The organism is Flavobacterium luteum (genome assembly GCF_008806775.1).
GTDB classification, from domain to species: domain Bacteria; phylum Bacteroidota; class Bacteroidia; order Flavobacteriales; family Flavobacteriaceae; genus Flavobacterium; species Flavobacterium luteum.
Genome location: NZ_WAEM01000001.1, coordinates 208,790 through 234,746 on the forward strand (window position 1 = coordinate 208,790; position 25,957 = coordinate 234,746).

25 protein-coding genes are annotated in these 25,957 nt (G+C 31.5%); 15 read left to right on the forward strand and 10 right to left on the reverse strand.

Translation table 11 applies throughout. From position 1 onward, the window contains the following. Positions 1-42: 42 nt before the first annotated feature. Both F6464_RS00955 and priA read left to right on the forward strand, forming a co-directional pair. Positions 43-474 carry a DUF2147 domain-containing protein gene (locus tag F6464_RS00955; protein ID WP_151105877.1) on the forward strand — a complete coding sequence of 144 codons (432 nt, stop codon included), beginning with the start codon at positions 43-45 and terminating at the stop codon, positions 472-474. A gap of 30 nt (positions 475-504) precedes the next feature. Continuing rightward, positions 505-3,012, forward strand: coding sequence for a replication restart helicase PriA (priA, locus tag F6464_RS00960; protein ID WP_151105878.1), 2,508 nt, complete (start codon positions 505-507; stop codon positions 3,010-3,012). Here the strand turns inward: priA and F6464_RS00965 are convergent. Continuing rightward, complete coding sequence (locus tag F6464_RS00965; protein ID WP_151105879.1) at positions 3,009-3,704, reverse strand: LytR/AlgR family response regulator transcription factor; 696 nt, start codon at positions 3,702-3,704, stop codon at positions 3,009-3,011. The genes priA and F6464_RS00965 overlap by 4 nt on opposite strands. 167 nt (positions 3,705-3,871) lie before the next feature. Between F6464_RS00965 and rpsF the strand changes: the two genes are divergently transcribed. The 12 genes from rpsF to rpsA all read left to right on the forward strand — a co-directional run bounded on the left by rpsF (position 3,872) and on the right by rpsA (position 17,127). Continuing rightward, a complete protein-coding gene (gene rpsF / locus F6464_RS00970) occupies positions 3,872-4,213 on the forward strand; it encodes a 30S ribosomal protein S6 (protein ID WP_116724185.1) in 342 nt (113 codons plus the stop codon). 2 nt (positions 4,214-4,215) lie between these two features. After that, positions 4,216-4,512, forward strand: a complete 297-nt coding sequence (gene rpsR / locus F6464_RS00975) for a 30S ribosomal protein S18 (protein WP_007138295.1) — start codon at positions 4,216-4,218, stop codon at positions 4,510-4,512. Between the two features lie 66 nt (positions 4,513-4,578). After that, a complete protein-coding gene (gene rplI, locus F6464_RS00980) occupies positions 4,579-5,022 on the forward strand; it encodes a 50S ribosomal protein L9 (RefSeq protein ID WP_151105880.1) in 444 nt (147 codons plus the stop codon). A gap of 99 nt (positions 5,023-5,121) precedes the next feature. After that, positions 5,122-5,595 (forward strand): DUF6495 family protein, encoded by a 474-nt coding sequence (locus F6464_RS00985; RefSeq protein WP_151105881.1) that lies wholly within the window; start codon positions 5,122-5,124, stop codon positions 5,593-5,595. Positions 5,596-5,672: 77 nt separating this feature from the next. Beyond that, entirely contained in the window at positions 5,673-7,673 is a 2,001-nt protein-coding gene (gene ligA, locus F6464_RS00990) for an NAD-dependent DNA ligase LigA (protein ID WP_151105882.1), read from the forward strand. A gap of 120 nt (positions 7,674-7,793) precedes the next feature. Beyond that, positions 7,794-8,537: a hypothetical protein gene (locus F6464_RS00995; RefSeq protein ID WP_151105883.1), complete on the forward strand. Its 744-nt coding sequence runs from the start codon at positions 7,794-7,796 to the stop codon at positions 8,535-8,537. 197 nt (positions 8,538-8,734) lie between these two features. Then, positions 8,735-9,244 (forward strand): DUF6252 family protein, encoded by a 510-nt coding sequence (locus F6464_RS01000; RefSeq protein ID WP_151105884.1) that lies wholly within the window; start codon positions 8,735-8,737, stop codon positions 9,242-9,244. A 179-nt stretch (positions 9,245-9,423) separates the two neighbouring features. Next, the gene (lon, locus tag F6464_RS01005; protein WP_151105885.1) at positions 9,424-11,874 is read left to right on the forward strand and encodes an endopeptidase La; all 2,451 of its coding nucleotides are present in this window, start codon (positions 9,424-9,426) and stop codon (positions 11,872-11,874) included. Positions 11,875-11,975: 101 nt separating this feature from the next. Beyond that, the gene (porQ, locus tag F6464_RS01010; RefSeq protein ID WP_225318009.1) at positions 11,976-12,992 is read left to right on the forward strand and encodes a type IX secretion system protein PorQ; all 1,017 of its coding nucleotides are present in this window, start codon (positions 11,976-11,978) and stop codon (positions 12,990-12,992) included. 44 nt (positions 12,993-13,036) lie between these two features. Further along, positions 13,037-13,729: a (d)CMP kinase gene (gene cmk, locus F6464_RS01015; protein ID WP_151105887.1), complete on the forward strand. Its 693-nt coding sequence runs from the start codon at positions 13,037-13,039 to the stop codon at positions 13,727-13,729. A gap of 72 nt (positions 13,730-13,801) precedes the next feature. Beyond that, complete coding sequence (locus F6464_RS01020; RefSeq protein ID WP_151105888.1) at positions 13,802-15,064, forward strand: nucleoside permease; 1,263 nt, start codon at positions 13,802-13,804, stop codon at positions 15,062-15,064. A gap of 287 nt (positions 15,065-15,351) precedes the next feature. Then, positions 15,352-17,127: a 30S ribosomal protein S1 gene (gene rpsA, locus F6464_RS01025; RefSeq protein WP_151105889.1), complete on the forward strand. Its 1,776-nt coding sequence runs from the start codon at positions 15,352-15,354 to the stop codon at positions 17,125-17,127. Between the two features lie 54 nt (positions 17,128-17,181). Here rpsA and F6464_RS01030 read toward each other — a convergent pair whose 3' ends face one another. The 9 genes from F6464_RS01030 to F6464_RS01070 form a co-directional block, all read right to left on the reverse strand. Further along, positions 17,182-17,898 (reverse strand): hypothetical protein, encoded by a 717-nt coding sequence (locus F6464_RS01030; RefSeq protein ID WP_151105890.1) that lies wholly within the window; start codon positions 17,896-17,898, stop codon positions 17,182-17,184. A 220-nt stretch (positions 17,899-18,118) separates the two neighbouring features. After that, positions 18,119-19,480: a YHYH protein gene (locus F6464_RS01035; protein WP_151105891.1), complete on the reverse strand. Its 1,362-nt coding sequence runs from the start codon at positions 19,478-19,480 to the stop codon at positions 18,119-18,121. Between the two features lie 11 nt (positions 19,481-19,491). Then, the gene (locus tag F6464_RS01040; RefSeq protein ID WP_151105892.1) at positions 19,492-20,118 is read right to left on the reverse strand and encodes a redoxin domain-containing protein; all 627 of its coding nucleotides are present in this window, start codon (positions 20,116-20,118) and stop codon (positions 19,492-19,494) included. A gap of 3 nt (positions 20,119-20,121) precedes the next feature. Next, a complete protein-coding gene (locus F6464_RS01045) occupies positions 20,122-21,846 on the reverse strand; it encodes a multicopper oxidase domain-containing protein (protein ID WP_151105893.1) in 1,725 nt (574 codons plus the stop codon). A 41-nt stretch (positions 21,847-21,887) separates the two neighbouring features. After that, positions 21,888-22,934: a cytochrome-c peroxidase gene (locus F6464_RS01050; protein WP_151105894.1), complete on the reverse strand. Its 1,047-nt coding sequence runs from the start codon at positions 22,932-22,934 to the stop codon at positions 21,888-21,890. After that, complete coding sequence (locus F6464_RS01055) at positions 22,931-23,623, reverse strand: MbnP family protein (RefSeq protein ID WP_151105895.1); 693 nt, start codon at positions 23,621-23,623, stop codon at positions 22,931-22,933. The genes F6464_RS01050 and F6464_RS01055 overlap by 4 nt, the downstream gene beginning before the upstream one ends. 2 nt (positions 23,624-23,625) lie before the next feature. After that, entirely contained in the window at positions 23,626-24,108 is a 483-nt protein-coding gene (locus F6464_RS01060; protein ID WP_151105896.1) for a hypothetical protein, read from the reverse strand. Positions 24,109-24,116: 8 nt separating this feature from the next. Beyond that, positions 24,117-24,386: a hypothetical protein gene (locus F6464_RS01065; protein ID WP_151105897.1), complete on the reverse strand. Its 270-nt coding sequence runs from the start codon at positions 24,384-24,386 to the stop codon at positions 24,117-24,119. A 20-nt stretch (positions 24,387-24,406) separates the two neighbouring features. After that, entirely contained in the window at positions 24,407-24,955 is a 549-nt protein-coding gene (locus tag F6464_RS01070; RefSeq protein WP_151105898.1) for an RNA polymerase sigma factor, read from the reverse strand. A 216-nt stretch (positions 24,956-25,171) separates the two neighbouring features. Between F6464_RS01070 and fabG the strand changes: the two genes are divergently transcribed. After that, the gene (gene fabG, locus F6464_RS01075) at positions 25,172-25,918 is read left to right on the forward strand and encodes a 3-oxoacyl-[acyl-carrier-protein] reductase (RefSeq protein ID WP_151105899.1); all 747 of its coding nucleotides are present in this window, start codon (positions 25,172-25,174) and stop codon (positions 25,916-25,918) included. The last annotated feature ends 39 nt before the right edge of the window (positions 25,919-25,957 follow it).

Consider the following 25,957-nt stretch of genomic DNA (forward strand, 5'->3'; position numbering starts at 1 on the left):
TTACGAATAAGTTGCAACATTTATATAAAATCCATCATTTTAATGAATAAAATCCAGTATCATATATTACTTTTATTACTACCATTAGTCATAAACGCTCAAGTTGTTACTGGCAAATGGAAAGCAATAGATGATGTGACTGGAAAACCATTAGCTATTCTTGAGATTTATGAAATTGAAGGGAAAATTTACGGGAAAGTGCTTGATATTTTAAACCCAAAAGATCGCCACAAAGTATGTAGTAATTGCTCTGGCGAAGATAAAGACAAACCAATTATTGGGATGACAGTTATAAAAGGGTTAATCAAAGATGGATTTGAATACAATTCAGGAAAAATTTTAGATCCTAAACACGGAAGGCTTTATAAATGCTTCATTACTCTAGAATCTAAAGACCAACTTAAAGTACGGGGCTATATAGGATTTTCATTATTCGGAAGAACACAATATTGGTATCGGGTAAAATCGCAATAGCAATTTAAATAAAAAATATCAAACAAAAAAATGTACTTTGTAGAAGTAATTTTACCGCTTTCCCTAACCAAAACGTTTACTTACAGCGTCTCGGAAGCCGAATTTTATTATATAAAAAAAGGAATGCGATTAGCAGTTCCTTTTGGTAAAAGTAAAATTTATACTGCGCTAGTTATCGAGTTGCATCAAAATAAACCCATTTTATACGATGCTAAAGAAATACATCAAATTCTAGACGAAAAACCTATTGTAAACGAAATCCAAATTTCACATTGGCAATGGATAGCGTCCTATTATATGTGTGCTATTGGCGATGTATATCGAGGTGCTATGCCCAGTGCTTTTCTTTTGGAAAGTGAAACTATTATTTCTCAAAAAAATGATGGTTTTGTTGATGAAAGTCAACTTTCAGATGATGAGTTTCTAGTTTACCAAGCTTTACAACAGCAATCTTCTCTTAAAGTACATGATGTTGCTTCAATTTTAAACAAGAAAAATGTTTTACCTGTTATTCAAAAGTTAATTGATAAAGGAATCTTGGTTTTACAAGAAGAAATAACTGAAGCGTATAAGCCAAAATTAGTTCGCTACATTCGTCTGGATTCAAAATACGAATCGAATGAAGGATTGAGTCAACTTTTAGAATCACTAAAATCAAACAAACAAAAAGAAATAATCTTAAGTTATTTTCAATTACAAGCCACATTAAAAAAATCAATTACTGTAAAAGAGATTGTACAAGTCGCAAATTCAACAGTTGCAGTTGTAAAAGCACTTATCGATAAACAAATTTTTGAAGAATATTATATTCAAGAAGATCGAGTAAATTTTAACGGAAAAGTTAAAGAAGAAGCTTTGCAATTAAGCGCTGCACAAGAAATTGCTTTTCAAGAAATAAAATCGGAATTTATAAATAAAGAGGTTTGTCTATTACATGGCGTTACCTCTAGCGGAAAAACCGAAATTTATATTCAACTTATAGAAGAATATATTCAACAAGAAAAACAAGTTTTGTATTTGTTACCAGAAATCGCTCTAACTACACAATTAGTAAGTCGATTACGTGAATATTTCGGAAACAAAGTGGCGGTTTACCATTCAAAATACAATAACAATGAGCGTGTTGAAGTTTGGAAACAAGTTTTAGAGAATTCTCCGAAATCGCAAATAGTAATAGGAGCGAGGTCAGCTTTATTTTTGCCCTATTCTAATTTAGGGCTTATTATTGTAGATGAAGAGCATGAACAAACATTTAAGCAGCAAGACCCGTCACCAAGATATCATGCTCGTGATGCTGCTATTGTATTGTCTAATTTTCATCAATCAACACGTGGCAACCGAGCCAATAGCGAACTGAGCGGAGCTAATGCCGATCTGGGCGGAGCCAAAGTACTTTTAGGATCTGCTACACCAAGTATTGAGACGTATTATAATGCACAATCCCAAAAATACGGTTTAATCGAAATTAGTGAACGCTTCGGGAATGCCGTAATGCCAGAAATTGAGTTAGTCGATTTAAAAGACAAATATTTTCGTAAAAAAATGTCGGGCCATTTTAGCGATACTTTACTAGAAGAAATAACTACTGCATTATCTTATGGGAGTCAAGTGATTTTATTTCAAAACCGAAGAGGGTTTTCTCCCGTCGTAGAATGTATGACTTGTGGTCATGTGCCTCAATGCCCGCAGTGCGACGTGAGTTTAACGTATCATAAGCATAAAAACCAGTTGCGATGCCATTATTGTGGCTATTCAATGGCAAATCCAACGAGTTGCCATGCCTGTTCAAGTGTACACCTGATAACAAAAGGCTTTGGAACCGAACAAATTCAGCAAGAATTAGTAGCTCTTTTTCCAAACACCAAAATTGGAAGAATGGACCAGGACACGACTCGTGGAAAATTTGGTTTCGAAAAAATAATCGACAGTTTTAAAAACAGAGAAATTGATATTTTAGTAGGAACACAAATGCTCGCCAAAGGATTAGATTTTGATAATGTAAGTTTAGTTGGAATCATGAATGCCGATAATATGTTGTACCATCCTGATTTTCGGGCTTTTGAAAGAAGCTTTCAAATGATGACACAAGTAGCGGGCCGTGCAGGTCGTTCTGAAAAAAGAGGAAAAGTAATTATTCAAACTTATAATCCAAATCACAATACGATTCAACAAGTTACTCAAAATGATTATTTAGGTATGTATAAAGAGCAATTATACGAAAGACAAATTTATAAATATCCACCGTATTTCAAATTAATTAAGCTTACTTTAAAACATCGTGATTTCGAAAAATTGAAAACAGGTGCAATGTGGCTATTTCAAGTATTGCAACAAAATATGAGTATTCCAATTCTAGGACCAGAAGAACCACCAATAAGCCGCATTAGAAATGAATATATCAGAACGATAATGATTAAGATTCCTCAAAATCAATCCTTGCAAGTCACAAAAAAAACTATCCAGAAAATTCTGAATAGTTTTGAATCTGTTGCTCAATTCAAAGCTATAAAAACAGCTGTGAATGTAGACTTTTATTAATTTATTGCTAAGGCGCGAACAAGATCCTCTTTCTTGTTTCTACTCAAAGGAATTTTTGTTATTCCAATTTCAGCAAACTTACTATTAAATCGTTCTACCTTATCAATATTAATGATATAGGACTTATGGACTCGAATAAATTTATCTTTCGACAAATCGTTTTCAAAAGACTTCATAGTAGAAAGCACTAGGTTGCTATCTTCCTCGGTAACTACTTTTACATAATCACCAAAAGCTTCAATCCATTTAATTTTTGAAGTAAACACTTTTAATTTTTTAAGATTACTCTTAATAAAAATGTGTTCTCCATCTTCATCTTGATTTTCATTCTTTAGAATATGAAAATCCATGGCGCGTTTTACAGAAGCATTAAAACGATCAAGAGCAATAGGTTTTTGTAGGTAATCTGTTGCATCATAATCGAAAGCTTTCATAGCGTATTCAGCCTTAGACGTGATAAAAATGATTTGAGGTTTCACTTTTAAACCGTCTAAAAAATCAAAACCGCTTATGACCGGCATTTCTATATCTAGAAATATTAGGTCTACGGAGTGTACAGACATGCAATTTTTTGCTTCAATTGCATTAGAAAAATCTCCAATTAAATGTAAATTTGGATGATTATTCACTAACTTTGCAATGATCATCCTCTGGATAGAGCTATCATCGACAACTACACAATTTAGTTTCATAATTTTATTGTATTATAGATTTGGTTCGACGAAAGTAAAACGTTTTTTCTTATAAACCTAACGTTTGTCGGTTTTTTTTGCCATACAACGAATAAAATTACTTTTTGCTTGTTTATTTAAAAAAAAAGACTATTTTTGCAAAAATTAACAAATTAATATATATTTTTATGAATCATTATGAAACTGTTTTCATTTTAAATCCCGTTTTATCTGAAGTTCAGGTAAAGGAAACAGTGAGCAAATTCGAAGAATTTCTTACGTCCAGAGGAGCAGAAATGGTATCAAAAGAGGATTGGGGCTTGAAAAAGATGGCTTACGAAATCCAAAACAAGAAAAGTGGTTTTTACCATTTATTCGAATTCAAAGTTGCAGGAGAAGTTTTAATTGCTTTTGAAACTGAATTTAGACGTGACGAGAGAGTAATGCGTTTCTTAACTGTAAGTTTAGATAAGCATGCAATATCTTGGGCAGAAAGAAGAAGAACTAAATTAAAAGCAGCAAAAGCGTAATCATGGCAACACTACAACAATCCGCTTCAGGAAAAAAAGATGGAGATATCAGATATCTTACTCCTTTAAACATTGAAACTAACAAAACTAAAAAATATTGTCGTTTCAAAAAATCTGGAATCAAATATATTGATTATAAAGATGCAGACTTTTTATTGAAATTCGTAAACGAACAAGGTAAGATTTTACCACGTCGTTTAACAGGAACTTCATTAAAATACCAAAGAAAAGTGTCAGTTGCGGTAAAAAGAGCGAGACATTTAGCGTTAATGCCATATGTGGCAGATTTATTAAAATAATTTAAAAAAAATCAGTTGTTGGTTTTCCGATAAAGGAAACCTAACTTCTATAATAAGGACAACAACATGGAACTTATATTAAGACAAGACGTTCAAAACGTAGGATTTAAAGATGATGTAGTTACAGTTAAAGCTGGTTACGGTCGTAATTTTTTAATTCCTCAAGGATTTGCACATTTAGCAACTCCATCGGCAAAAAAAGTTTTAGCTGAAAATTTAAAACAAAAAGCGCACAAAGAAGCTAAAGTGGTAAACGATGCAAAAGCATTGGCTGAAGCTTTAAAAGCTATCGAAATTAAAATTTCAGCGAAAGCTGGAGGTGAAAAACTTTTTGGTTCTATTACAAATATTGACATAGCTGATGCTTTAGCTAAAGGTGGTCAAGTAATTGATAGAAAATTTATTACTTCTGGTATCGTTAAACGTACTGGTAAATATGCTGCTACCGTAAGGTTACACAGAGATGTAATCATAGAATTGCCATATGAAATTGTTGCTGAAAAAGCATAATTTCTAAAACATGTAAAAAATCCCAACTCTTAGGAGATTGGGATTTTTTTTTGATTTTTTTACAACCTTTCACTTCTAACTTCCAACTTGCTAAAACCTATGAAATACTCAAGACTTACAAAAGAACAATTCGAAGAATTACATCCTGAGTTCGTAAACTTTTTGGCAACCCAAACAATTGATAAAGCCGAATGGGATAAATTAAAAATAGAAAAACCAGAAATAGCTGAACAAGAGCTTGATGTTTTCTCTGATTTAATTTGGGAAGGAGTTCTAGCTCGAGCACAATATTTAGAACATTTTTCGAAAAACCATATTTTCCTTTTTCAATGTTTTGACACGTATATCAATTCTATAGTCTTAAAATCATTGGTTCCAGAAACTGATTTTCTAACCAAAGAAGGATTGCAGTGGCTGAGTGACAATATGTTTACTGAAACCATTGAAATGAAAGTAGGTAAAAAAGAATTTACCGAAGAAAGAAATGCTTCTATTTTTGGATTAATTCAGCAGGGAGCATTTCTAAGTGATGGTCAATTATTCAAACAAATAAATACGATTATTGAATCGTAATTTTTTAGATAGAATTCCTTTAAATTGGTTATTTTAGTGTTTTATTTCAAATACTAAAATAGCTTATTTTATTTTCTATGGATATTCAACAAACCATTCAAACTCTTAGAGAAGAACTTAATCTTCACAATCACAATTATTATGTGTTGGATAAACCCATAATTTCTGATTATGAATTTGACCAAAAACTCAAACAGCTTGAAGATTTAGAAAAAAAACATCCTGAATATTTCGATGAAAATTCCCCAACACAAAGAGTAGGAGGAACTATTACTAAAAACTTTCAAACGGTTACCCACGAGCATCGTATGTATTCATTAGATAATTCTTATTCTAAGGAAGATTTAATAGAATGGGAAAATCGAATTCAGAAAGTTTTAGGAAATGTAACTTTGGAATATACTTGCGAATTAAAATACGATGGTGCTTCGATTTCGATTACTTATGAAAACGGAAGACTAAAACGGGCCGTAACCCGCGGGGATGGTTATCAAGGAGACGATGTAACCAACAATGTCAAAACTATAAAGTCGATTCCTTTGCAATTAAGCGGTACTAATTTTCCAGATAAGTTTGATATTAGAGGTGAAATTATATTACCATTTGCAGGATTCGAAAAAATGAATCAAGAGTTAATAGAGATTGGTGAAACTCCATATTCAAACCCTAGAAATACAGCTTCTGGAAGTCTAAAATTACAAGATAGCTCTGAAGTTGCAAAAAGGCCTTTAGATTGTTTATTGTATTTTTTAATTGGAAACAATTTACCTTTTAAAACGCAGTATGATGGATTGGAAATGGCTAGAAAATGGGGTTTCAAAGCACCTAAAGAAGCAAAATTAGCTCGAAACCTAGGCGAGGTTTTTGAATATATTGATTATTGGGACATTCACAGACATACTTTGCCTTATGAAACAGATGGTGTAGTGGTTAAAGTGAATTCTTTTCAGCACCAGGATGAATTGGGTTTTACTGCTAAATCTCCACGTTGGGCAATAGCTTATAAATTCAAATCAGAACAAGTTTTTACTATATTGAACTCAATTTCGTATCAAGTAGGAAGAACTGGAGCTATAACTCCAGTTGCTAATTTAGAGCCTGTTCAATTAGCCGGAACAATTGTAAAACGAGCTTCATTACACAACGCGGATCAAATTGAAAAACTTGACATTCGAATTGGCGATACTGTTTTTGTAGAAAAGGGAGGTGAAATTATTCCAAAGATTATTGCTGTCGACTTTACCAAACGTCCTAAAAATAGCTTACCAACAATTTACATTACTCAATGTCCAGAATGCAATTCAGAATTAGTTAGAAATGAAGGAGAAGCGAATCATTATTGTCCCAATTTTTATGGATGTCCGCCACAGATTATAGGTAGAATTCAGCATTTTATATCTAGAAAAGCTATGGATATTGAAGGTTTGGGAGGAGAAACAGTTGCTTTATTATTTAATAATGGGCTAGTACGTAATTACGCTGATTTGTATGAATTAAAGGTAGAACAAATTTTGCCATTAGATAGAATGGCACAAAAATCAGCAGAAAATCTAGTTAAAGGAGTTGAGAAATCTAAAACAATTCCCTTTGAAAATGTATTATTTGCTTTAGGAATTCGGTTTGTAGGCGAGACCGTAGCTAAAAAATTAGCCAAACATTACAAAAACATAGACGCTTTAAGTCAAGCCAGTTTGATGGATTTGATATTAGTTGATGAAATTGGAGATCGGATTGCAAAAAGTGTAATCGAATTCTTCGAAAATAAAGAAAACAGAATTATTATTGAACGATTAAAGAGCTATGGTGTTCAATTTGAAGTTGTTGAAAAAGTAAATCTAAATGCTACCAATAAACTTTTAGGGAAAACTTTTGTGGTTTCAGGAGTTTTCGAACAATTTTCTAGAGATGATTTAAAGAAAGCAATTGAAGATAATGGTGGTAAAGTAGGAAGTTCTATTTCTTCTAAAACGGATTACGTAGTGGCTGGAGAAAATATGGGTCCCGCCAAATTAGAAAAAGCGAATCAATTAAAAGTAGCTATCATTTCTGAAGATGATTTTATAAAATTGATACAGTAATTTTTAAACATCAAATTGATTTCAATAAATATTTTTTAGTATCATTACGTTTACATTGCTATTTTATACCTATTTTAGTAAATTAAACGAATTAATATAAAAATTTTAGTAAATTTTCTAATGAAAACATTTAATAAATTTTTTGAAAATCCTAGAAGAAACGAATACGTTAATGGTTTAATTGGTGTTTATTTTTTTATAGTAATCATAGAAATATTCGCAGAGTTTTTTGAAAGTCAATTTTTTGTATTTATTTCAAAACCATTTTTAATCCCCATATTGTTCATAATGTATCTGATTAAAAGCAGAAAATACAATTTAATTTATATTTTAGCAATTGGTTTTACTTGGATATCGGATGTTTTTTTTATTTCTCATAAATTAGTTTACCTTACATTAGGATCTGTTTCATTCTTGCTTTTTTTATTGCTTTTCATTTATTTTATTTTTAAACATGTAAAGTTTCAAGGTTATTTTTCACTAATAATTGGATGTTTTCCTTTTTTTGTAGGGTATTACTTTTTCTATAACCTAGCTCATGAACAATTAAAAGTAATGTTCTATTTGTATTTATTAATTGGTTTTTTTATAATTTTTTTAGGCGGATATTCATTAGGAAGTTATATTTTCAACCCAAGTAAATCAAATACTTTTTTGGCATTAAGTGTGTTTTTATTAGCTACAGCTCAATTTGTTTTTGTTCTTAAATATTATTTTACTGAAATTAAGATATTAATTTCTTTTCAAATTTTGCTTTATGCAATAGCACAATATATTCTATTTGAATTTGTTACATTAGAAGAAAAAAGAAAAAGATATCATGAAATTAGAAATAAAAGTCTTAAAATTAATGATAACCAATAAGTAATAATTTATCTATTTCTAGTTTTAAATTCAATATTTTAAATAAAATCTGTAAAATTTAGACTGTAGTTGTTAATAATTCTATTGTTTATAAGTAAACTAATTTTAACTGTCAATTACTTGAAAAAATAAATTAAGATTGCTTTTTTTTGAGAATCAAAATCGGTACATTTGCAAATTAATACACTTTAGAATTAATGAAGAAGAATAAAATTACATATTATTTATCTCTTATTGCAATGGTAACTTTATTTTCATGTAATAATGATGATAATCCTTCTGTCGATTCAAATAATACTTTTTTACCCGTTTCTTTTAAAGTAGGCTTTAGTGGTCAGACGCTTACGGCAGATGAAGCACAAGCTGTCATTTCAAACGGAGAAATTTCAATTAATGCCATCAAAGGAACTAACAATGAATCTTTTTCATTTGCTATTGCAGGTAATTCTGTAGGTACGTATCCAACAAATGAGAGCGTAATCCTTTATTCTACAGGAGTAAACCAGCAAATATATTCAAGTATAAACCCAGCAGATGCATTAACAAATACTGGTCAAATTAAAATTACATCTATAAATACAGTAAACAAAAGAATATCTGGAAGTTTTGATTATACAGGCTATTATAGAGATGGTTTAATAACCTATACGAAAGAATTTACAAATGGAACTTTTAAGAATATTCCATATACCATAGGAATTCAATAAATTTTCAATAATATCAAAATCCGCTTCTTGCGGATTTTTTTATGGCATAAAGTTTGTCATTTTAATATATTCAACAAATTAATATACCATACATCGATTTTAAATTAAAGTTTTGTTAAGATATATTATATTTGTTATTCAATTTATAAACTTAATGTCATTTTGACCTACCCAATTATATGCCACAGCACAAAATACTGACACTTGACAATATGTCACTACAAGATTTTGGTTCAGATGCCGAGTTAATTCCGCTATTGACACCAGAAGACGAAGAAGAAATGAATAATGAAGAATTGCCTCAATCATTAGCTATCTTACCTTTGCGAAACATGGTTTTATTTCCTGGAGTTGTTATACCAATAACAGCTGGAAGAGACAAATCAATAAAATTAATTAATGATGCAAATGCAGAAGGAAAAATAATTGGAGTTGTAGCTCAAAAAAATGAAGAAGATGAAGATCCTTCAAAAAATGATATTCACAAAATTGGTACAGTTGCTAGAATTTTGCGAGTGCTTAAAATGCCAGACGGAAATATAACAGTTATCCTACAGGGAAAAAAACGTTTTGAAATTGACGCAGTCATTTCGGAAAAGCCCTACATCAAAGCTACTGTAAAAGAAGTTCCAGAAAAACGACCAGGAAAGCACGATACTGAATTTTTGGCTATTCTTGATTCTATAAAAGAGCTTGCTATTCAAATTATAAAAGAAAGTCCAAATATACCTAGTGAAGCTACATTTGCTATAAAGAATATTGAAAGCCAATCTTTTTTAATCAATTTTGTTACTTCTAACATGAATTTATCAGTTAAAGAAAAACAAGATTTATTAGCTATTAATGCATTAAAAGAAAGAGCATTAGAGACTCTTCGATATATGAATATCGAATTGCAAAAACTGGAATTGAAAAATGATATTCAGTCTAAAGTCCGTTTTGATTTAGACCAGCAACAACGCGAATATTTTCTTCATCAGCAAATGAAAACCATCCAAGAGGAATTAGGTGGAGCTTCACAAGAAGAAGAGTTGGATGAAATGCGTCAAAAGGCTAAAACTAAAAAATGGGACGAAAAGACTCAAAAGCATTTTGAGAAAGAATTGTCTAAAATGCAACGCATGAATCCACAAGCACCTGATTTTGGAATTCAAAGAAATTATTTGGAATTATTTTTAGAGTTGCCTTGGAATGAATATTCTAAAGATAATTTTGATTTAAAAAGGGCACAGAAAATCTTAGACAAAGATCATTTCGGATTAGAAGATGTTAAGAAAAGAATGATTGAACATTTAGCCGTTTTGAAATTGCGAAATGACATGAAATCGCCAATTATTTGTTTATCAGGACCACCGGGTGTCGGAAAAACATCTATAGGAAGGTCGGTAGCAGAAGCTCTTGGTAGAGAGTATGTTCGCATTTCATTAGGTGGTTTACGTGATGAAGCTGAGATTCGAGGTCACAGGAAAACTTATATTGGCGCTATGCCAGGAAGAATTATTCAAAGTTTGAAAAAAGCAGGTACTTCAAATCCGGTTTTTGTTTTAGATGAGATTGATAAATTATCCAACAGCCATCAAGGAGATCCATCATCTGCCTTATTAGAAGTTTTAGATCCAGAACAAAACAATTCTTTTTATGATAATTTTCTAGAAATGGGTTATGATTTATCTAAAGTAATGTTTATTGCAACTTCTAACAATATGTCAGCAATTCAACCAGCGCTTGTTGATAGAATGGAAGTAATAAAAATGTCGGGATATACCATAGAAGAAAAATTAGAGATTGCTCATCGTCATTTATTTCCAAGACAATTAAAAGAGCATGGACTAAATACAAAACAATTAACCATAGGTAAAAAACAATTAGAGAAAATAATTGAAGGTTATACCCGTGAATCTGGAGTTCGAGGTTTAGAGGCTAAAATTGCTCAAGTAATCCGTCATGCTGCTAAATCCATCGCAATGGAGGAAGAATATAACAAAAAAGTTACGGATGAGGATATTGTAAGTGCTCTAGGAATTTCTAGAATGGATAGAGACAAATATGAAAATAATGATGTTGCAGGAGTAGTAACTGGTTTGGCGTGGACTTCCGTTGGGGGAGATATTTTATTTATAGAATCATTAATTTCTCCAGGAAAAGGAGGAATGACCATTACAGGAAATTTAGGAACTGTAATGAAAGAATCAGCGACTATTGCTTTAGAATATATTAAGGCCAACACAGCACTTTTAGGATTAGAACCAGAATTGTTAACTAAATATAACATTCACTTACACGTTCCAGAAGGAGCAACTCCTAAAGACGGTCCTAGTGCAGGAATTGCGATGCTTACCTCTTTAGTATCTGTTTTAACTCAAAAGAAAGTTAAGAAAAGTTTAGCCATGACTGGCGAAATAACATTACGAGGAAAAGTATTACCTGTTGGAGGTATAAAAGAAAAAATATTAGCTGCAAAGCGAGCAAATATTAAAGAAATTATATTGTGTCATGAAAATAAAAGTGATATCGATGAAATTAAATCGGAATACGTTTCAGGACTAACTTTCCACTATGTCAAGGAAATGAGCGAGGTTTTGGCAATAGCCATTACCAATCAAAAGGCAAAAAATGCCAAATCACTTTAAAATATAAAACGGCTTATTTTTTAGCCGTTTTTTTTATTAAAAATAATATCTTCGCATTTGCGTTATACTTTATTGAAACAGCGGCTGCAAACATGATTAAAATGAAATTTTATTGTTTTCTGATTTTATGGAGTACATTGTCTTACAGTCAAATTGGAGGAAAATCGGTATATCAGTTTCTAAATTTGGTAACCTCTCCTAGACAAGCAGCTTTAGGAGGAAAAACCATTACCATTTATGATTATGATGTGAATCAGGCTAATTTTAATCCGGCAACAATTAATCAAGAAATGCACAATCGATTGGCTTTGAATTACGGAAGTTATTTTGGAGCAGCAACATACGGAACTGCCTCTTATGCTTATACCTTTGATAGACACGTGCAAACTTTTCAAGCAGGAGTAAATTATGTAAATTATGGGGATATAGATGGTTATGATGAAAACGGAACAGCCACAGCTAGTTTTACAGGAAGCGAAATAGCTTTAAATTTTGGCTATTCCTATAATATTCCGTACACTGATTTTCATATTGGCGTTAGTGCAAAATTAATATCTTCAACTTTAGAGACGTATAATTCATTTGGTGGGGCAATAGATGTAGGGAGTTTATATATTGATGAAGAAAATGACGTAAATTATGCTTTAGTCATTAGAAATATTGGTACACAATTTACGACTTATAATGGCACTAGCGAAAAACTACCAATGGAAATTATGGTAGGAATATCACAGCAAGTAGAGAATGTTCCGCTTCGTTGGCATCTTACATTAGAAAATTTGCAACAATGGAATTTGGCCTTTTCTAATCCTAACAGGGCTGTAAATAGTCTAGACGGAGGCTCAACAGAAGAGAAAGTTTCATTTGTAAATAATGCATTACGTCACGTAATTATAGGTGCAGAACTTTTCCCTAAAAAAAGTTTTAATGTTCGTTTGGGTTATAATTTTAGAAGAGGCGAAGAATTACGATTAGAAGAACAAAGAAATTTTTCGGGAATATCACTAGGATTCGGTTTAAAAATGGGACGACTTAAATTTGATTATTCTTATTCAAGATATACTTTGGCTGCAAACACCAGTTTATTTGGATTAACTATTAATTTTCAAGATCAATAATTAGGGTAAAATAGTTGTTTTGGATTATAAAAATTTAATAAAAAATGAAAAAAATTACCATTGCAATAGACGGATATTCTTCTACAGGTAAAAGTACTTTAGCAAAACAATTGGCAAAACATTTGGGTTATGTATATGTCGATACTGGTGCTATGTATAGAGCTGTTACTTTATTTGCAATGCAAAACGGATATATTGGAGCTGAGTTTTTTGATAAAGAATCGCTTATTAATAGTCTATCATTTATCAATTTGCAATTTAAGTTTAATGCTGATTTAGGATTTGCTGAAATGTTTCTCAATAGTAAAAATGTTGAAACTGAAATCAGAACGTTAGAAGTTTCTAATTTCGTGAGTAAAGTGGCCGAAGTTTCACAAGTTCGTTCCAAATTAGTAGAACAACAAAAAGAAATGGGTAAAGAAAAAGGTATTGTTATGGATGGTCGTGATATTGGCACAGTTGTTTTTCCTGATGCTGAAGTTAAAATTTTCATGACAGCAAGCCCTCAAACCAGAGCTCAAAGAAGGTTTAAAGAGATGCTCCGAAATGGGAGTAATGTCACCTTTGAAGAAGTATTGAAAAATGTAGTAGAACGTGATTATATTGATAGCCATCGAGAGGATTCCCCACTAGTCAAAGCTGAGGATGCCTTAGAATTTGATAATTCTAATGTTTCGAAGCAAGAACAATTTGTTGCCGTTTTAGATTTGGTTCTGGATGTTGCTAAAAACGTATAAATATTTGTTTATTTGATTTTTAATAGTAGATTTACGTACAATTAATAACAAAAAATCAAAACTAAGGTATTTATGAGTTTAAAATTTAGATTAACTGTAATGAATTTTCTCCAGTTTTTTGTTTGGGGAGCATGGCTGATTTCATTAGGTGGATATATGGGACAAAATTTTGGACCAATAGAAGGAAGTAGTATTGGTTTATCAATAGGAAGAACATATGGTTCAATGGGTTGGGCAAGTTTATTTATGCCTGCACTATTAGGTATAATTGCTGATAAATATTTTAGTGCGCAAAAAGTTTTGGGTTTTGCACATATCGGAGCTGGAATAGCGATTTACTTTGCTACTAAAGCAACGAATTCCTCCGAAATGTATTGGATTATTTTTGCTACTAGTTGTTTTTACATGCCAACAATTGCTTTGAATAATTCGGTAAGCTACGCTTTACTTAATAAATTTAATTATGATGTTCAAAAAACCTTTACGCCAATTCGTGTTTGGGGAACAGTAGGTTTTATTTTAGCTATGTGGATGACTGATTTGACAGATTGGAAATCCAACACCATGCAATTTGTTTTTGCTTCTGTAGCCATGATTGTTACTGGATTGTTATGTTTTACTTTGCCGGATGTTCCAGCAGAAAATAAAAATACAAATCAATCTTTATCAAGTAAATTTGGATTGGATAGTTTCGTACTTTTCAAACAAAAAAAACTAGCAATATTTTTTGTTTTCGCAATGTTGTTAGGTGCAGCACTACAAATAACAAATATGTTTGGGGATACTTTTATTAGAGATTTTGGTTCGAATCCAGAATATCAAGGAACCTTTGGAGTAGAACATTCCGTATTTATTATTTCGTTATCTCAAATTTCAGAAACACTTTTTATTCTAACAATTCCATTTTTCTTAAAAAGATTTGGAATAAAACAAGTAATGATTTTTAGTATGATTGCTTGGGTTTTACGATTTGCATTATTTGGAATTGGGAATCCTGGTTCAGGAGTTATATTCTTAATATTATCGATGATTGTATACGGAATGGCATTTGATTTCTTTAATATTTCAGGTTCATTATTTGTAGAAAAAGAAACAGATAGCAAAATGCGCTCAAGCGCTCAAGGTTTATTTATGTTGATGACCAATGGTGTGGGGGCTATATTAGGTGGTGAGTTTGCAGGAAGAACAGTTTCATATTTCACAATTGATAATAAAGTACAATGGCCAAATGTTTGGTTTTCTTTTGCTGGTTATGCTTTAGTCATAGCCATTTTATTTGCACTGGTTTTTAAATACAAACATAATCCTAATGAAGTAATTAATGTGAGTCATTAGAAAATATATTTTTACAAATCAAACCCGACAAATTTTTAAAGTCTGTCGGGTTTTTTATTGCTTAACAACCAAAACAAACAGCTCCTGATTTTAAGTCATTTATCATAACTTTTTCTTCTACTTTCTTTTCTTAAAAATTTTGCAAATACATAAAAAAGAATTACTTTTGCACACCTTTTGGCGAGCAGTGTTTCCTTTAGGTATCAACAAATTATATAAAAACAACTTCTGTTTTTTCAACCGCATTACGAAACACATGGAAAACAGAATACAAATTTTTTATCAGCATGTCTGAAACATTAAAATCACAAGAGCAGTTTTTAGCAAATTTTAACTGGCACAATTTCGAAGAAGGTATTGATGCCGTTGACGAAAAAAACTTGCTTGAATTTGAAGAATTAGTATCAAAAACTTTTATTGATACGGATCAAGAAGAAGTAGTAGAAGGAGTAGTTGTAAGAATTACAGATAGAGACGTTATTGTTGATATCAACGCAAAATCGGAAGGTGTTATTTCATTGAATGAATTCCGTTACAATCCAAACTTAAAAGTAGGTGACAAAGTAGAAGTATTAATTGACATCCGTGAGGATAAAACAGGTCAACTAGTATTATCTCACAGAAAAGCACGTACTATCAAATCATGGGATAGAGTTATTTCGGCTAACGAAACAGGAGAAATCGTTAATGGTTTTGTAAAATGCAGAACTAAAGGGGGTATGATTGTTGACGTTTTCGGAATTGAAGCGTTCTTACCAGGATCTCAAATTGATGTTAAGCCTATTAGAGATTACGATGTATATGTAAATAAAATGATGGAATTCAAAGTGGTGAAAATCAACCACGAATTCAAAAACGTTGTTGTTTCTCACAAAGCGCTTATCGAAGCGGATATTGAAGTACAGAAAAAAGAAATCATTGGTCAATTACAAAAAGGACAAGTATTAGAAGGTGTTGTTAAAAACATTACTTCTTATGGTGTGTTTATTGATTTAGGTGGTGTTGACGGATTAATTCACATTACTGACCTTTCTTGGAGTAGAATCAACCATCCAAGTGAAGTATTAGAATTAGACCAAAAATTAAACGTTGTAATTCTTGATTTCGATGATGAAAAAACAAGAATTCAATTAGGATTGAAACAATTAAACGCTCACCCATGGGATGCTTTAGATGCTAAATTAGCAATTGGAGACAAAGTAAAAGGTAAAGTAGTTGTAATCGCTGATTACGGAGCATTTATCGAAGTTGCTGAAGGTGTAGAAGGTTTGATCCACGTTTCTGAAATGTCATGGTCTACGCACTTGCGTTCGGCACAAGATTTCGTAAAAGTAGGTGATATTGTTGAAGGAGTTATTTTAACTCTTGATAGAGATGATCGTAAAATGTCATTAGGTATCAAACAATTATCTCAAGATCCTTGGACTGATATTACTTCTAAATACCCAGTAGGTTCTAAACATACAGGTATCGTTAGAAACTTTACAAACTTTGGAATTTTCGTAGAATTAGAAGAAGGAATTGATGGATTAATTTACATCTCAGACCTTTCTTGGACTAAGAAAATCAAACACCCATCTGAATTTGTAAATGTTGGTGAAAAACTAGATGTAGTTGTATTAGAATTAGATGTTGACGGACGTAAATTATCTTTAGGTCACAAACAAACAACTGCTAATCCTTGGGATCAATACGAAGATTCTTTTGCTGTAGGAACTATCCACACAGGTGAAATTTCTGAAATTGTTGACAAAGGAGCTACTGTAGAATTTGGTGATGATATCGTTGCTTTTATTCCTACTCGTCACCTTGAAAAAGAAGACGGTAAGAAATTGAAAAAAGGGGATACTGCTGATTTCAAAGTAATCGAATTTAACAAAGAATTCAAAAGAGTTGTTGCATCTCACACGGCTATCTTCCGTGAAGAAGAAGAGAAAAATGTAAAAGCAGTTGCTGAAGCAGTTTCATCTAATAACAACGCACAAGCTGCAACGTTGGGCGATAACAATGATATTCTTGCTGGTTTGAAAGCAAAAATGGAAAAAAACGAAAAAAAGAAATAATTTAATTTCTTGATTTTGAATATAGAAAGTCCCGAGCAATCGGGACTTTTTTTGTTAATTATTGTAATATTTATTTTGCCAAATTTCTTCATTGAAATTTTTGCCTAACATAAAGAAGTAATAGCAGAATACAGCAATAACAGATTTAAACATAAATAGAAAAATGATAAATGGGGCAAAAGGGATCGATTTGCTTAAATTATTTGCTGGGACAAAACAAGTGATAATTACACTTAGTATCAAACTAAAAATAATGAAATTTGATAAATTTCTGACTGGTTTAACCATTAGTTTTCGTACTGGACTCATATCATTCCCCCATTTGTGAATCAAGTAATAATAGTCATTTCCTATGGGTGCAAACAACAATGGGTCATCATAATTCAATAAATGAAATGCTTTGCTTGGAGCGATAATTTTAAATCCATTAAGTTTTGTACCATGATTTTTTTCCAAAGTTGCTATTTTAGAAATGGCTTCTTCAGGAATTTCATTTTTATAAAAATGACTATCCAAGAATCGTAACCTATAATCGATACACACATTTTTTATTTCTTGAATATGAAATATTTTGTCCGTTTCTATTAAATCGAACACAAAATCATTTTGATTTGTTGAACTTTTGGTTTGAAGTTCATGTTTAATGACTTTTCTAAGTTCTTCATTTTCCAATAAAATAGCTTTTACATCATCTAAAATGTCGTTTTCAGATTTGAATTTACTTCTTTCTGAACGCAAAGCAATTTCTAAATTTTTAGTATTTACCAGCATTGTAGTTTTGTATTAGTTAAAATGAAATAAAATAATCTCATTCTCTAAGGTATATAAAAAAAGATTTTAAAAAAAAAATTAAATACTATTTTTTGATAATCAATACTTTAAACTAATGTTAAATAGTAAATAGGGTTAATTGGATAAACTTAAATTTAAAAAAGGTTTAATTCAATTTATTGAATTAAACCTTTTCTTAACAAAACAAACATTAAGACTCTTATTTTTTAATAATTACTTTATACGATTTTGATTTTTGTCTACTTGATATTTTTACAAAATAAATACCATTGTAAACAGTATCGGTATCAATAATGCACAATGTGCTCCCTTGTAAAATTTTACTTGTTTTAACAATTTGACCTAGTTCATTTATCAGTTCAACATTCATATCTTGTTCTGTCATTTGTGTTTGAATGGCAATAAATTCTGAAGCTGGATTTGGAGCAATAGAAACTTTATAATCCGTATTATCAAATGAATTAGTGGCTAGGGTTGTTGTTCCTGAAGGAACAGAATTTACTGTACTGACTGTTATATTTCCATAAAATGTTGGGCCAACTACATAGGGATAGGTCGAATTATGATTGGCATCTACAGTAGCAAAGTAACAGTATATTCCATTTGGATACAAGGATGCAGGATATTCAGGAGTATTGCAAATTCTACCATTATGTGTATCTAAGTAGGTGGCATCACCTGTATGGGAAACATATTCATAATCTTCTTTAAAATAACCATTAAAAAAAGTTTGTGTTCCTATGGTTTGGCCAACATTTGGCCCACCACTTCTTGTAGTTTGGGTTTTTAATTGGTAGCTCGATTTCATTCGAGTAATAGTTCCAGTTCCGTTAGTATTGGTATATCCATATGCACCATAAATAGGAAAACCATCGTAAGCAAAACCTAATAATGGAGAATGTTCAGATGGATTTATTACATACAACCCATCTGATGGATAAGCATCACAAATATTCGAAATTACAGTTAAATCCAAATTAAAAGCACTTGGATTTTGATGGTGATGATAATTCCCCATAGCAGGATGTGCTTTTGCACAATCAAATCCTGCTTTTTCTGCAGGAATTGCATCTCTATTCCAAGCTTGGGTTGTACCCATTCCGCCTGGACAACTAGGATTATTTGGAGGCCCACCACATATACCATTTGTAGCAGTTGCACTATAGGCTACGCCATCCCTATAATCAAATAAAGCTACACCGTTTTTAAAAACTCCAATATTTCCTCCAGTCGTTGATACTATTCCTGTTCCTTGAACTGGTGCTAATGGAATTCTGAATATTTTATTTTGAGCTGTCGCTAATGAAGTATTTCCATCTTTAAAAGGTCCAGTTATATATGCAGGAATCCCAGTTGCAGAAATATAAGAATAGGTTGCATTATATTTTACAGTTTGCACATTGGCTAAAACTGCATCATTGATAGGCGTAGAATTGTTGGCTACATAATGACGACCAGTAATTCCTGTTGAGTTTACTAACCAACTAGTAATTGCAGGATTGGTTTGAGCAAATGTGTTCCAACTTATTGCAATAATTGTTACGAATAATATTTTTTTCATTTTTAATTTATTTAGTTCATATTATTTTTTTCTCCTCTGTAATATATTTTACAACCAAAAGATTCCGATTTAGAAACGGTTACTTTTTTTCTATTTAACAATTCATCAACTGCATCAGTTAGGAAATGATTTTCAGCCTTCTCAGGTTCGCCAGCGTTATCATCAATAGCTCCTTGATATCTTACAATTAATTTACCGGCTTTATTTTTCCAAACGACAAAGGCTTGTGGGGTATTTTCGGCTTTAAATTGTTTGGCTATTGTTTGGTTTTTATCCTGTAAATAGGGAAAACTAAAATTGTCAGACTTTGATTTTTTTTTCATTTTAGCAAAGGATTCATCCGCATAGGCTAAAGTATCCATAGCATTTATGGCCAATAAATAGACTCCTTTATTTTGATATTTTTCATTTATCTGATTCAATCGCTTTGAATAAAATTTTGCCATTGGACATTTATTGGATAAAAAAACCACAATAAATCCTTTGGCATTTTTATAATCGGAAATTGCAACCCATTTATTTGTAGTAGCGCTTTTTAATTTGAAATTTGAGATACTTCTTTCTTTATTAAAATCAGCATAACTCGAAAAAACAAATTGAAGAGTAAAAACAGTCAAATAAATAAAATACTTTCTCATCTCTTATTTCTTTATAAATTTCTGAGTGGTAACACTTTTCGTTTTCTTATCCATCATTTGAAATATATAAACCCCAGTTTCTAAAGAAGAAATGTCAATTCCGTTTTGCCATTGAGGTTGAGGAAGCATCATCACTACACGACCTGTAATAGTAGTTATCGTAACATAATAAATTTCTGTATTAACATCTTTAAGTGCTACAAAAAGAATATTACTGCTTGGATTTGGAAACAAAGTAAAAGCGTTTGTACTACTGAAACTAGTAGTAGCTAAAGGCGTAGTGACAATAAATTGTCCCATCATTCCACCGTCTTCGTGACCAGCAAAATGACAATGGTACATATATGGATGTGTCACGTCAGCATCTGCAAAATCATCAAATTTCCCAACGAAAGTTACTGATTCGTTTCTTGGTACATAAAAAGTATCTTTCCAGCCTGATTCATGAGTACCTACATTGGCGGCCGAGCCATTTCTAGCAACTACTTTAAATTCAATATCATGAACGTGAAAGGAATGTCCAAAAATGTTGTTATTTGTAACTGTCCACTTTTCTATGTCATTAAGATTAATTGTCTTGTTAATGTAATTTAAAACAAATGTACGATTATCTAAACTAAAAGGCATCGGGCCTTGTCCTCCCGTTACTGCTATTGCTCTAGTTACTGTAGCATCTGAAGCAGCCCAATAGGCATTTGTGGCTAAAGTTGTTGGCACTGCTGTAATAGGAGTTGTAGTAGTTGTAGTTGCCCCAACATTAATATGTAAAACCGAAAAATCGGTATTATTTAATAAACTTCCAAATTGTCCAGTGGTATTTGGTTCTCCACCAGGAAACCCTAATGCTAAACCTGAATTATATGCTTTCAAATCTACCGTAGAACCAATGGCATCATTTGCTAAATTTACCAAAATTTCAATTCTTTCCCCGACCATTAATTTTACTCTATTGGTTCCAGAAATAGCAACTGGAGCATTCAATAAACCTCCATCATTGGCAATAATATAAAAGGTTCTGTTATCGCTAAATGCTAAATTGTAGCCTCTTTCTATTTCTGCATTCAAAATTCGTAAACGCACATATTGTTTAGGCAAAGTATATTGTGCCTTTGGAGTTCCGTTACTTAACATATAATCACCGTACACACGAGTAGATGCTGGTGGTGTTACAAAGGTATTTGTACCGGAGTTATAACTTCTACTGGTTAATGCTAAGACAATATCGTCGACTCCATAAGTTCTGGGTAATGCCAAGGAACTTTCTTGTGAATCTCTGACAATAATAAAACCACCAACTCCTTTGGTCATTTGCGCTTGTGTGGTTTCATGTAAATGTGGATGATACCATAAAGTAGACGCTTGATTTTTAACTGTCCAATAGGGTTGCCATAAAGTCCCAGCTGGAATGACTTGATGAGGACCGCCATCCATAACAGCAGGTAAATGCATGCCATGCCAGTGAACTGTGGTAGATTCGTTTAAATTATTGGTCACATTCAAACGAACTTCTTCATCTTTATTTATAAACAGCGTTGGCCCCCAAAACGTCTCATTGTTAATCGCTCCAGTTATAGTTTGATTTCCTGTAACTAATTGTTTGGTAGATTCATGAATGTTCAAATTAAATGTTTTACCATAAAGTGCTTCAGGCATTGACATGTTATTATATTGTGCTTGTACAATAATTGAATAAAAGACAACACTGGCAATAAAAAGAGTTTTTTTCATATTTATTAGATTATTTTAAACTATTAGACGGTAAATAAATTTTATTCTTGCGTGAGTGTTTCATAATTTTCTTTCGGAAAAGGAAATCGTTTGTTAAAAAGAAATTCGGTATCCGTTAAAGTCTTTAAAAAAGCAACCAAATCAACACGATCATTATCAGATAAATTCATAGGTTTTGATAGTTGTTTGGATACATTTTTACTGTTTCCCAATGAATTATAATGTTTGATAACTTCTGTCAATGTTTTGAATCTACCATCGTGCATGTATGGAAAAGTAAATTGAACATTTCGTAATGTTGGCACTTTAAATCGTAAATAATCTTCTGGTTTTTTTGTTATTTTCATTCTTCCAATGTCGTTTAAGGTTGTGTCAATTGTTAATCCATTATTTTCAAATTTTTCGCTTGTGAAAAGCGGTTCGTTATGACAGGAAGAACAATTGTTTTTAAATAAATGATACCCTTTTTGTTCTTGTTCTGTAAACTTTTCTTCATTTCTAATCACTTTGTCATATTTTGAATTGGAAGAAACCAATAACAATTCAAATTGAGATAAGGCTTTTAAAAGTCTTTGCCCTGTAATTTTTGTAGTGCCAAATGCTTTTTTAAATAGGATTTGATATTTTTCACTTTTTTGAAGTTTTTCCACAACATTTTCTAAGGTTTCATCCATTTCTACTTCGCTTGTAATAGGAGCAATGGGCTGCACATCTAAATGATTGACACCTCCATCCCACATAAAACTTTTAGACCACGCTAAATTCATTAGAGTCATGGAATTTCTTGTGCCTATTTTACCATCAATTCCATGACTTAAAGCATGGTCCACGTGAGTAAAACCAGTAGTTTGCAAATGACAACTCGCACATGAAATTGTGTTGTCACGAGATAAAATGGGATCGTAAAATAAGTTTCTGCCTAATAGAAAGCCTTCTTCAGTTAAAGGATTGTCTTTAAAATTATAATGAGGTTTTGGCCAACTTTTAGGTACTTCAAAATAGAGCGGTTCTGTTAATTTCTTAACAAAAGACAATGAAATAAATACTAGCAATCCGATGAATAATGTATTTCTTAAATTGAATCTCATTCTGTTTTAAACATTTTTATACTATAATCGGCCAGTTCCATGGCTTCTTTACCTGGAATCATGATGGAATTTATTTTGGAAAGTTTTATTGCTGAAAAGAATTCAGAAACATCAATACTTACATCTATTTCTTGATTTTTTGCTTCTAATTGAACCTTTCTTATGGCGTAACTAGGTTTCATATAACCACCAATATGAAACTGAAATTCATTCTTTCTTGTTTTACAACTGGAACTTTTGCCTTCAATCTTCATATTAATATAACCACTTTGCCAAGCCCAATACATTCCTTTTGTAGGATCTAAATCACCCTCTAAAGCTCCAGAAACACTTGCCGTACTGTCAATGCCAATATTAAAAAAAACATTTTTAATGGCTAAATTATTTTTATAGCCAATAGGAATTCGCAAGGAATTTGAGTTTTCAATATCAATCAAATGATAACTATTTGTTGGGTTGTATACTTTTTTATCTGAATATTGAATTTCAATATTCGATATGTAAAATTTAAATACATCAATCTGTAAAGTATCTTTTTTTGTGGAAACGTATTTTTTTCCGAGTTCTAAATCGTCTTTTCCAAATTTTAAATGAAGCTTTAGTATTAAAGAATCGGCTGCTTTTTGGGCAAATGAGGCTTGAAAGAAAAAGAAGTTAAAAACGAAACCAATCAGTAGTGTTTTATACATTGTTATCTTGGTGGTTTCCGTGGATGAGAAAATATTTTAGACAGATCTTCTGTTAAATAAGTGAAGTCTGCTAATTGTTCTTTTCGACATATTTTTTTAATATCCTGAAAATGTTTGAAATGAGTAGACTCTATTTGTTTTTGATAGTTTGCCAAAGCATTTATTAAACTATCTTTAGTTGTATTAGAAATGGTATCTTTATTTAGCTGCAAACACAATTCGTTTTTAGTACTCCTGATTTCATCCTCAATTCGTCTAATTTCACTTCGGTGCCAATCAATACGTTTTTCATATTCAGTAACTTGTACAGCATCAAAATTTAATTTGTGGATAATGATTTCTTTTGGTTCAGGTTTTTCTTGTGGTCCACTTAAATTAAATAATTGCCGTTCTTTAGAACCATTAAAAAATAAAAACCCTAATGTTCCTAAATTCAATAGCAACAAAGCAAGTATTGCAATCGTTAATAGTTTTGTTTTATCCATAATTAGTATTAATATAATTGATTACTTTTATCTAAAGTAATTGATAATGAGTATTCTATTTTGTTTTCCGTTTTCGATTGACTTTTTACAATAGCACTAATATTTAAAGCTAATAAAATAGCAATTGATGCAGCGACTAACCAAAGAGTTTTACTTGAAACGCTGTTTTTAAGTTGCATTCTATTTTGAATTTTAGAAAACAACGAGTCATTAGGCTCAACTTTCATCATTCCGTTCGTGCTGTTTAAAACTTCGTTTATCCAATTTTCAGTTTCCATATTTATTTAGACGATATTAATTATTTTTTCTTGCGGTATTCTATAAATTTTTGTGCTAATTTTTCTTTTAAGGTTGTTTTTGCTCTAAAAATTAATGATTCTATTGATGAAATGCTTAGTTGCATAATCTCAGAAATTTCAGGATTACTCAAACCGTCCATTTTAGATAAAATAAAAGCCGTTTTTTGATTTCCTATCAACTCATTAATAATACTAAACAAAATTTCAGATTTTTCCTTATTTTCCATCAAAACTCCTGGATGTTCAAAAGAAGAGATGTTTAGAATTTCAAAATCAGATTTCGACTTTTTTCCAAAGATAAAAAAGCGTTTCTGACTGTTTTTATGCTTGATATAATCCAAACATTTATTGATGGTTATTCTGTAAATCCATGTCTTTATAGAAGATTTCTCATTGAATCTATCCAATGATTCGTATAGTTGAATAAAAACATCTTGAGTGATTTCTTCAGCATCTTCTATATTTTGCAAATAATTAAGTGATACGTTATAGACCAATACTTTGTACTGTTCGTATAGTTGTATAAAATCACTTTGGTTATTTTTCATTTGGGAAAAGTAGCAAACTTTTTGGACTTAATAATTTTTTAAAGGTTTAATTGAACTTCTCATTTTTTTTAAATCCGTATTTATTATATATTTGACAGGTGTAAATTAGCCCTGATAGAAGTGGAAATCCTTTTATGTTTTTACTGCCAAAAACATAAAAGATTGTAACGGATAGCAGGAAACAGCTCCAAATAAAAATTAAATTAATTATAGTATATGAAATTACTGGAAGGAAAAGTAGCCATTATTACTGGCGCAAGTCGTGGAATTGGGAAAGGAATTGCCGAAGTTTTTGCAAAACATGGTGCAAATGTTGCTTTTACATATAGTTCCTCTGTAGAATCGGCAATGGCTCTTGAAAATGAGTTGAACGCAATGGGAATTAAAGCCAAAGGATACCAAAGCAATGCTGCCGATTTTAATGAAGCACAAACTTTTGTAGATGCTGTTTTAGCTGAGTTTGGAACGGTTGATATTTTAATTAACAATGCCGGAATTACTAAAGACAACTTACTGATGCGTATGTCTGAAGAAGATTTCGATAACGTAATTGATGTAAATTTGAAATCGGTTTTTAATATGACTAAAGCCATTCAGAAAACATTTTTAAAGAAACGTTCAGGATCTATCATAAATATGAGCTCAGTAGTAGGAGTGAAGGGAAATGCTGGGCAAACCAATTATGCGGCTTCTAAAGCTGGCGTTATTGGGTTTTCAAAATCGGTAGCTCTTGAATTGGGTTCAAGAAATATTCGTTGTAATGTTATTGCTCCTGGTTTTATAGAAACCGAAATGACGGCTAAATTAAGTGATGAAGTGGTGCAAGGATGGAGAGACGGAATTCCTTTAAAACGAGGCGGAACAACAGAGGATGTTGCTAACGCTTGTTTGTTTTTTGCTTCAGATATGAGCGGGTACATTTCAGGTCAGGTTTTAAATGTTTGTGGTGGAATGTTAACATAAATTAAAAAATTTATGAATTTAAGAATTTAAGGATTTTTA

Bases quoted from the DNA above. Each gene is read 5' to 3' on its own strand.
- F6464_RS00985 (WP_151105881.1), top strand. From the start codon at position 5,122: ATGAAATACTCAAGACTTACAAAAGAACAATTCGAAGAATTACATCCT.
- lon (WP_151105885.1), top strand. From the start codon at position 9,424: ATGCCACAGCACAAAATACTGACACTTGACAATATGTCACTACAAGAT.
- cmk (WP_151105887.1), top strand. From the start codon at position 13,037: ATGAAAAAAATTACCATTGCAATAGACGGATATTCTTCTACAGGTAAA.
- rplI (WP_151105880.1), top strand. From the start codon at position 4,579: ATGGAACTTATATTAAGACAAGACGTTCAAAACGTAGGATTTAAAGAT.
- priA (WP_151105878.1), top strand. From the start codon at position 505: ATGTACTTTGTAGAAGTAATTTTACCGCTTTCCCTAACCAAAACGTTT.
- rpsA (WP_151105889.1), top strand. From the start codon at position 15,352: ATGTCTGAAACATTAAAATCACAAGAGCAGTTTTTAGCAAATTTTAAC.
- F6464_RS01055 (WP_151105895.1), bottom strand. From the start codon at position 23,623: ATGTATAAAACACTACTGATTGGTTTCGTTTTTAACTTCTTTTTCTTT.
- F6464_RS01070 (WP_151105898.1), bottom strand. From the start codon at position 24,955: ATGAAAAATAACCAAAGTGATTTTATACAACTATACGAACAGTACAAA.
- fabG (WP_151105899.1), top strand. From the start codon at position 25,172: ATGAAATTACTGGAAGGAAAAGTAGCCATTATTACTGGCGCAAGTCGT.
- porQ (WP_225318009.1), top strand. From the start codon at position 11,976: ATGAAATTTTATTGTTTTCTGATTTTATGGAGTACATTGTCTTACAGT.
- F6464_RS01065 (WP_151105897.1), bottom strand. From the start codon at position 24,386: ATGGAAACTGAAAATTGGATAAACGAAGTTTTAAACAGCACGAACGGA.
- F6464_RS00965 (WP_151105879.1), bottom strand. From the start codon at position 3,704: ATGAAACTAAATTGTGTAGTTGTCGATGATAGCTCTATCCAGAGGATG.
- F6464_RS00995 (WP_151105883.1), top strand. From the start codon at position 7,794: ATGAAAACATTTAATAAATTTTTTGAAAATCCTAGAAGAAACGAATAC.
- F6464_RS01060 (WP_151105896.1), bottom strand. From the start codon at position 24,108: ATGGATAAAACAAAACTATTAACGATTGCAATACTTGCTTTGTTGCTA.
- F6464_RS01020 (WP_151105888.1), top strand. From the start codon at position 13,802: ATGAGTTTAAAATTTAGATTAACTGTAATGAATTTTCTCCAGTTTTTT.
- F6464_RS01040 (WP_151105892.1), bottom strand. From the start codon at position 20,118: ATGAGAAAGTATTTTATTTATTTGACTGTTTTTACTCTTCAATTTGTT.
- ligA (WP_151105882.1), top strand. From the start codon at position 5,673: ATGGATATTCAACAAACCATTCAAACTCTTAGAGAAGAACTTAATCTT.
- F6464_RS01050 (WP_151105894.1), bottom strand. From the start codon at position 22,934: ATGAGATTCAATTTAAGAAATACATTATTCATCGGATTGCTAGTATTT.
- F6464_RS01000 (WP_151105884.1), top strand. From the start codon at position 8,735: ATGAAGAAGAATAAAATTACATATTATTTATCTCTTATTGCAATGGTA.
- F6464_RS01045 (WP_151105893.1), bottom strand. From the start codon at position 21,846: ATGAAAAAAACTCTTTTTATTGCCAGTGTTGTCTTTTATTCAATTATT.
- F6464_RS00955 (WP_151105877.1), top strand. From the start codon at position 43: ATGAATAAAATCCAGTATCATATATTACTTTTATTACTACCATTAGTC.
- rpsR (WP_007138295.1), top strand. From the start codon at position 4,216: ATGGCAACACTACAACAATCCGCTTCAGGAAAAAAAGATGGAGATATC.
- rpsF (WP_116724185.1), top strand. From the start codon at position 3,872: ATGAATCATTATGAAACTGTTTTCATTTTAAATCCCGTTTTATCTGAA.
- F6464_RS01035 (WP_151105891.1), bottom strand. From the start codon at position 19,480: ATGAAAAAAATATTATTCGTAACAATTATTGCAATAAGTTGGAACACA.
- F6464_RS01030 (WP_151105890.1), bottom strand. From the start codon at position 17,898: ATGCTGGTAAATACTAAAAATTTAGAAATTGCTTTGCGTTCAGAAAGA.